A 7,940-nucleotide genomic window follows, 5' to 3' on the forward strand; every position below is an offset into this window, starting at 1 on the left:
CCTTTTTTGATTTTTAAAAAAGCTTCAATCGTAATATAATAACCACCAAATCCGTAGGCGATCAGAAAAGGAACAATATAATTCCACATGGACTGGGAATCAGCACCAAAAACCTTGATGCTAAAGCCAATAGCTAGGAATATGCCACACAATAAGGACAAATACAATTCTGTACGTGGACCGAAAATTCCATTATGGTCATGGCTGTGATCATTATTTTCTTTATGAGGTCTGGTCATTCGTTATTTATTTAATGTTAATGCTCGCCGCCTTCGGACTCATTAAGCAACATATAAGTGCCGTCCACAATGATTTTTTTGTCTTTTAAAGCCTCTGAATTCAAAATTTCAACAAAATCTTCGGTTTGCAAACCTATGTCTAATTTTACTTTTTTAAGATGATATCCATCAGCGGTTTCATTTTCTAATACAAGTGCAAAATACTCATTTTCAATTTCGATTATCGCGGTTACAGGCAAAGCCATTCTTTTTGAAGTTCCAATAATAATTTCAGCTTCGGCAAACATTCCGACAATAAACTGGGTGTTATCATCATCAATATGTCCGTGCACCGTAACTCTTCTACTGATTGGATCGATGGCCGTGCCAACCAAATGTACTTCGGCGGTATAAATACTGTCTGATGCTTCTGGAATTCTAAAATTAATTTTTTGACCCTTCTTTATCTTAAGAATGTCCTTTTCAAACACTGATAATTCCAAATGAACATGATCAGTAGCTATAATTTCCAGAATAACATCGGCAGGCGATACGTAAGTTCCATTGCTCACATTAATCTTAGTAACATATCCATCAATGGGCGCATAAAGACTAATGCTAGACGTAATCGATCCGTTTTCTACCGATGTCGGATTAATGTTCATCATTTGCAGTTTCTTTTTTAGTCCGTTGTATTGTGCCAAATTACTTTTATACTCACTTTCTGCCTTTAAAAAATTCTTTTCCGAAGTTATTTTTTCATCGTATAAAGTTTTCTGACGTGTAAATTCAGATTTCAAATAGTTGAGCTGTTCTGATAATTCTAAATATTGTTGTTGGATTTCAACAAATTCTGGATTCTCCAAACTAACTAAAAACTCACCTTTTTTCACCTTATCACCAATCAATAATAGAGTTTTGGTAACATAGCCTCCAACAAAAGTGCTGACTTTAGATTGGCTGTGTGATGGCACATCAATCATGCCACTTGCTTTAATAATAGCATTAAAATCATGTTCCTTAATAGTCCCAAAATGCATTTTTTCATTTTCAAATTGCTGTTTGGTAACGATCAGATCATCAGTTTCTAAAAGAGTTTCTTTTGATTGTTCATTGTTTTTATCATTTCCACAAGCTACTAAAAGCATGAAAACAAATAGGATATATAACTGTTTCATTAGTCTAAAATTAAATAATTGATTGCAATAATCGTTTGATTATAGTCATTAAGATTGCTCAAATACGTTAATTCGATATCTTTTGAAATCTCAATGCTTTGAATGTATTGGAAAAAGTCGGTCTCTCCTTCTTTTAGTGTGCGCTCTACGGTTTTTATGATTTCTTCTGAAAGTTGTTTTCCTTGTGTTTCATAATATTCCACCGCTTCATTATACTGTTGCAGTTTGGCAAACAAGCTTTCTTGCTCGGCATACCATTTGGATTGGTAATCTTCTTGTTGCTGCTCTACAATATCCTGGGCTATTTTGGAGGCTTTAATTTTTGAAGAATTTCCTGAAAACAATAAAGGTATTTTTATACCAAATTGATATCCTACAAAGTTTTTGTTAATTCCATCGTTAGTTCCCTGAAAATATTCAAGGTTCAAATCGGGTAATAAACTTTGTTTTTCTTGACGTAATCGGGCTTCGTAATACAATTTAGATTGCTCAAAATAAGACCATCCCACATCTTGATTTATAGCCATGGAATGCATGGACAACTTTTGCAAAGACTCCTCATTAACCGTAATATCATCCACTTGGACAATTTTTTTCAAAAGCGATTTATACATCACCACTTCTTGTTGCGATTGTTTGTAAAGTGTTTCTAATTGTTTTTGTTTGGACTGTGCGGTAATCATCTCCAAATAATTGGTTTCGCCCAATTCAAAACGTCGTTTGGCGGCATGTGCAAAATTTTGGTACAAACTATCCAAATACCGATAGGACTTTTCTTTGTTTTTTGCATAACTCAAATTATAATATGCCGAATACACGTCTCTTTTTAATGCTTGAAGCTTCATATCGCGAACCGATTCCTGCAATTTAACCTGAGTAGTATTCACTTTTTTATCAGCAAAATACACCGTTGGAAATTTAAAATCTTGCGATACTCCAAACACTTTTAGAGGAATATCATTAACAGGCATATTACTTTCGTCATAACTGTAGTATATAGACGTTTTATCAAAGTTGAAGGCACTTCCTACCAAAGCATCGGCTTCGTCAATTTGTAATTGTGATGCTTTTAATCCTGAATTATTTTCAATGGCCAAATTCACAACCTCATCAATAGACATTGGTTTTTCTTGAGCTTTTATTTGAAAAGTCAGCATTAATAAAATTACGGTTATAACTCCTGATTTATTCATTTTTAATTCCTTTTTCTGTTCTACCCAAGCATATAATACCGGCAATACTACGAGTGTTAAAATGGTAGCACTTATCAATCCGCCAATGACCACAGTTGCCAATGGACGTTGCACTTCTGCACCCGCATTAGTAGAAATAGCCATAGGCAAAAACCCTAAAGCTGCTGCCGATGCGGTAAGCAATACAGGTCGTAAACGCTCTTGTGTACCGCGTTTAATACGTTCTTGGACATTAGTGATTCCTTGACTTTTAAGCTCCCTAAAATGCTCGATCAATACAATACCGTTGAGTACTGCAATTCCGAAAAGTGCAATAAAACCAACGCCTGCCGAAATACTGAATGGCAAATCCCTGAGCCATAAAAATAGAATTCCTCCTACGGCAGATAACGGAATGGCAGAATAAATCATTAACGCATCCTTAACGGAGTGGAACGCAAAATAAAGCAATATAAAAATCAAGATTAATGCTACAGGAACCGCAATCATCAATCGGGCTTTGGCACTTTGCAAGTTTTCAAATTGACCGCCATAAGTTATGGTGTATCCTACAGGTAATTTCAATTTATTGTCAATAACTTTTTGTACATCATCAACCACCGATTGTAAATCACGATTTCTAACATTTACGCCAACCACAATTCTTCTTTTTGTATCATCACGCGATATTTGGGCCGGACCGGTCGTATATTTTATTTCGGCCAATTCACTTAATGGAACTTTTCCTCCATTTGGCAAATCAACAAGCAGGTTTTCAAGGCTTTCGATGTTTTTTCTTTTAGACTCTTCGAGTCGAATAACCAGATCAAATCGGCGTTCGCCTTCAAAAACACTTCCAACTGTACCACCCGCAAAGCCAGCAGAAATCAATTGGTTAAGGTCATGGATATTGAGTCCGTACCTAGCTATTTTTGCGCGGTTGAACTTAACGCTCATTTGTGGCAAGCCTTCTACTTTTTCTACAATAATATCAGAAGCTCCTTCAATATTTTGGATCAACGTTTTAATTTCATCGGCTTTATGGGCCAAAACGGATAGGTCATCACCAAAAATTTTGATGGCTAGATCTGCTCTTACACCGGTAATCAATTCATTAAAACGCATTTCGATAGGTTGTGTAAACTCCCATTCAACTCCTGGAATAACAGCCAATGCTTGCTCAAATTTATCGGCCAACTCATTTTTTGAACTTGCAGAAGTCCATTGCTTTCTTGGTTTTAAGGTGATGATCACGTCGCTTTCTTCCATTGACATGGGATCAGTTGGAACTTCGGCTGCACCAATACGTGTCACGACTTGATCGACTTCAGGAAAATTATCCAGTAATATTTGTTCTATTTGCGTAGTAACTTCTATGGTTTTGCTCAATGAAGTTCCGGTTTTTAAGACAGGTTGAATTACGAAATCGCCTTCATCGAGAGTCGGCACAAATTCACCGCCCATCCTACTAAAAATAAATCCACTTAAAATTAATAACACAGCCGATGATGCCATAACGATACGCGTATTTAACAAGGCCCAACTAATTATAGGACGGTATCTTCTGTTCAAAAAGTTCATTAATCGAACGGAAATGTTCGAATCTTTTTGTTTTCCGGTTTTTAAGAATAAAGATGATACGACCGGAACGTAAGTAAGACAGAAAATCATGGCACCAATAAGCGCAAAACTAAAGGTCATGGCCATTGGTCTGAACATTTTACCCTCTACACCGCTTAACGATAGGATTGGAATAAAAACTATTAAAATAATTAGTTGACCAAAAATGGCCGAATTCATCATCTTAGAAGCACTTTTTAAAGTAATATTATCAATTTCAGCTTTTTGATCGGCTTTTGAAAGTGACTGTATTTTGTCACTCTTTGACACAATTTGAAAGGCGATAAACTCCACGATAATGACCGAACCGTCAATGATAATCCCAAAATCAATAGCACCAAGACTCATCAAGTTAGCATCAATTCCAAATATGTTCATCATGGAAATGGCAAACAGCAAGCTCAACGGAATTACAGATGCCACCACCAAGCCCGAACGCCAGTTTCCCAATAACAGAACCACGACAAAAATAACAATCAAGGAACCTAAAATAAGGTTTTCAGCAACTGTAAACGTGGTTTTATCAATAAGTTCTGTCCGTTCTAAAAAGGCATTAATATAAACGCCTTCGGGCAAGCTCTGCTCGATGGAAGCGACACGTTCTTTAACAGCATCAATGATTTTCTTAGAGTCGCCATCCTTAATCATCATAATTTGACCAAGCACTTTTTCGCCCTCACCATTTCCTGTAATGGCACCAAAACGTGTGGCATGACCAAATCCTACCTTGGCAACATCCTTTACATATATAGGAACCCCATCATTTCTAACGACAATATTTTCAATATCGTTAAGCGATGTTACCAAGCCCTCACCACGAATAAAGAATGCCTGGTTATTTTTTTCAATGTACCCTCCTCCAGCAACACTATTGTTTTTTTCTAAGGCATCATAAATTTCTGAAATGGAAATATTCATGGCTTTTAATTGTTGTGGATTGATGGCAACTTCGTACTCTTTTAAAAAGCCACCCCAGGTATTAACCTCAACCACACCAGGGATTCCCGAAAGCTGACGTTTTACGATCCAATCTTGAATGGTCCGTAGTTCGGTAATGCTATATCGATCTTCATAACCTGGTTTTACATCTAAAATGTACTGATAAATTTCGCCAAGACCTGTCGTAATTGGTCCCATTTCAGGCACCCCAAAACCTTCAGGGATTTTTTCAGCGGCCGAATTAATTTTTTCGGCAATCAACTGTCGTGGCAGATAAGTACCCATATCATCTTCAAACACCACAGTCACCACCGAAAGACCAAACTTAGAAGTTGATCTAATTTCAATAACTCCTGGCAAATTGGCCATTTCCAATTCTACAGGATAGGTAATAAACTGCTCCACATCTTGCGTTGACAAATTACGAGACGTGGTAATGACCTGCACCTGGTTATTGGTAATATCGGGAACAGCACCAATGGGGATTTGTGTTAAGGAAATAATTCCAAAACCAATTACAAATCCCATAAATAATAGAATAATAAGCTTATTCCTTAAGCTGAATTTAATAATATTCTCTAACATAATTCATATAATAGACGTTACAAACCATTGATAAATGGCTTATTTAAAAAACTTAAACTAAAATGAATTATGCGAATTTAGGAGGCTGAAACACAGATGACTTCTCAAATAAAGAGGTAGATTCTTTGTAAAAAAACACAAATGGAATTTGAACAAAAGTTGTGTAAGATGCTACAAATTCAAAATTTTGAATTATAAAAGATGTATTGACATGGCAACAGGTTTTGTGGTCATGTTTAAAAGGTAAATCCTTATGTTCAGAATGGTCAATACCATATTCTATTGAACCGAGTCCATAATGTTCTGACAAAAAATCAAAAAAAGTATCGCCATAAGTTTCTTCATGAAAAGTAGCATGCTCAAAAAGTGCACTAAATTTTGAAACATCTTCAAAGCTGATGTTCAAACTTTGAAAAAGCATCAAGGAAGCGTATAATATGGCTATTAATTTTGACATTATGGTGACAAAGTTACATAAAAAAAACGACGTAATTATACACCAATTACATTACTTAAAAATAAGCTTTCAGCTGAACAGTTCCTGTATGTATGGTTTTTGATGTTTCCGTTTTTCGCCCGAAATAATTAAGGTTTAAATCTAAAAAAGCAGTCAGTTTTCGTTGTGCCAACAAAGTCCACGTAAAGTTTTTACCTGGCTGTAAACCTTCCAACATTTGATAAGATACTGGCGTATTGGCATGACCATCAAAAATGTTATCAAAAAAATTGATTTCGCCGGTCAATCCAAGCTTCTGTGCTTTGTTATAAGTAAACGATACTCCCAAATTATTTTGAAGCAGTGTTTCTAAATTGCCAATCGTATTATCTTTTGAAGTGTATTGATAAAACACATCAAAACGGGCATTCTCATTAAATAAATAGGAAATTTTAGGTTGAAAACGTAGTTCATCAATTTTAAAGTTTCGAGATGCAAAATTCTCGCTTAAACTTTCATTTTCCTCAATGCTGGATTTTAAATTTACCAACCAACTTTCAGCAAATTTATGATTAAAATTAAGCTGATGACTTTTGAGGATATTTTCCTGAAATCCGATGGAAAGCAAAGTCTTTGCCGTATTGGTCAAAAAAGTATAGGACGTTGTATAGTGCTGTTTGCCACGATTAAAGAAAAGTACATTTCTGATACTTTTGTTCAGGGCCAATTGGTTTTCATTAGAATCGGAAAACGGATTTAAATCAAAAGCATGACCCTCTCTTTTAACTTTCCGATCCACTAAATACGACGTCTGATTATAAAAATAAGACCAGAATTTTTTAGTCTTATCATCACTTACCGCCCATTGCTGCGGATTGATGGTTACGGTTTGGCTCAATCTGTTTTGATGGGTTTGTATAAATATCTGATTGGGCAATAATACTCTAATATATTCTCCTTGATCCTGAAATTGTGCAATTTCAAATTCATCCAATTCCTGAATACCATTGTTATTATAATCGATCCAACTATAGCCACCTTGACCCGGTTCTACTTTGACATAGGTAAAATCTTGTTGTGGCAAAGTCCCCGAATTGGTTTCAAAAACAGTGTTCCATTGTAGCATCTGATTGAACAACTGCTGACTAAAAATGACTCTCGAATTTAAAGACTGCTCATTCTTAACATCAACATCTTCAGATTTTAATGTGCGATAATTTATAAAAACACCTAAATCCGTATTCGCATTTTGGATCAGTTTTGACTTGAAATAATAGGTGTTTGAACGGCTTACTTTTTGAACTTTATTTAGCCTTAAACTATCATTTACACGGTATTTATACCCCAATTCGGCAAAAACCTTCGTACTATCGCCAATGCCATAAAACATTTCAAAAGATTTAAAACGCTGGCTCAATGACGTTAATTGATTGGTTAGGATTTCGCGTTGGTCATTATCTTCTGCGGCTAATCTTGTGCCCAACCATTGCTTATCAAAATTATAAATCAGCCTGTTGTAAGTTCTTAAAAATGTTGATGTCGAAATATCGCTTTTACTATTAAGAATACTCGAATTTGTAAACAGCTGCCATTGACTAAAATTTAAATTTGCAAAAGCACTATGTCGATTGCCATTAAAGTTTTCAGAAAAATTAAGATGTTCAAATTTATAACTGGCTATCCCTTTCTTTGGATGATAAAGATCGATGTTTGCCGATAACAAACTTTGATTTCCGAGTGGCATTTCTAAATTCCAATTACGGTCAAATTCAGCATAATATAAACGCTCAAT

3 protein-coding genes and 2 pseudogenes are annotated in these 7,940 nt (G+C 35.4%); all 5 read right to left on the bottom strand.

Annotated features, from left to right (window positions below; genetic code table 11):
- Positions 1 to 239: pseudogene (locus VNJ50_RS00125) on the bottom strand (heavy metal translocating P-type ATPase); the annotation flags it as partial.
- Between the two features lie 17 nt (positions 240 to 256).
- Complete coding sequence (locus VNJ50_RS00130; RefSeq protein WP_325577879.1) at positions 257 to 1,396, bottom strand: efflux RND transporter periplasmic adaptor subunit; 1,140 nt, start codon at positions 1,394 to 1,396, stop codon at positions 257 to 259.
- The gene (locus tag VNJ50_RS00135; protein WP_325577880.1) at positions 1,396 to 5,712 is read right to left on the bottom strand and encodes a CusA/CzcA family heavy metal efflux RND transporter; all 4,317 of its coding nucleotides are present in this window, start codon (positions 5,710 to 5,712) and stop codon (positions 1,396 to 1,398) included. Before VNJ50_RS00135 ends, VNJ50_RS00130 begins: the two co-directional genes overlap by 1 nt.
- Before the next feature lie 67 nt (positions 5,713 to 5,779).
- Positions 5,780 to 6,169: a hypothetical protein gene (locus VNJ50_RS00140; protein WP_325577881.1), complete on the bottom strand. Its 390-nt coding sequence runs from the start codon at positions 6,167 to 6,169 to the stop codon at positions 5,780 to 5,782.
- Between the two features lie 55 nt (positions 6,170 to 6,224).
- A pseudogene (locus tag VNJ50_RS00145) lies at positions 6,225 to 7,940 on the bottom strand (hypothetical protein); the annotation flags it as partial.

The sequence above is a fragment of the Gelidibacter sp. genome (assembly GCF_035577925.1).
Taxonomy (GTDB): domain Bacteria; phylum Bacteroidota; class Bacteroidia; order Flavobacteriales; family Flavobacteriaceae; genus Gelidibacter.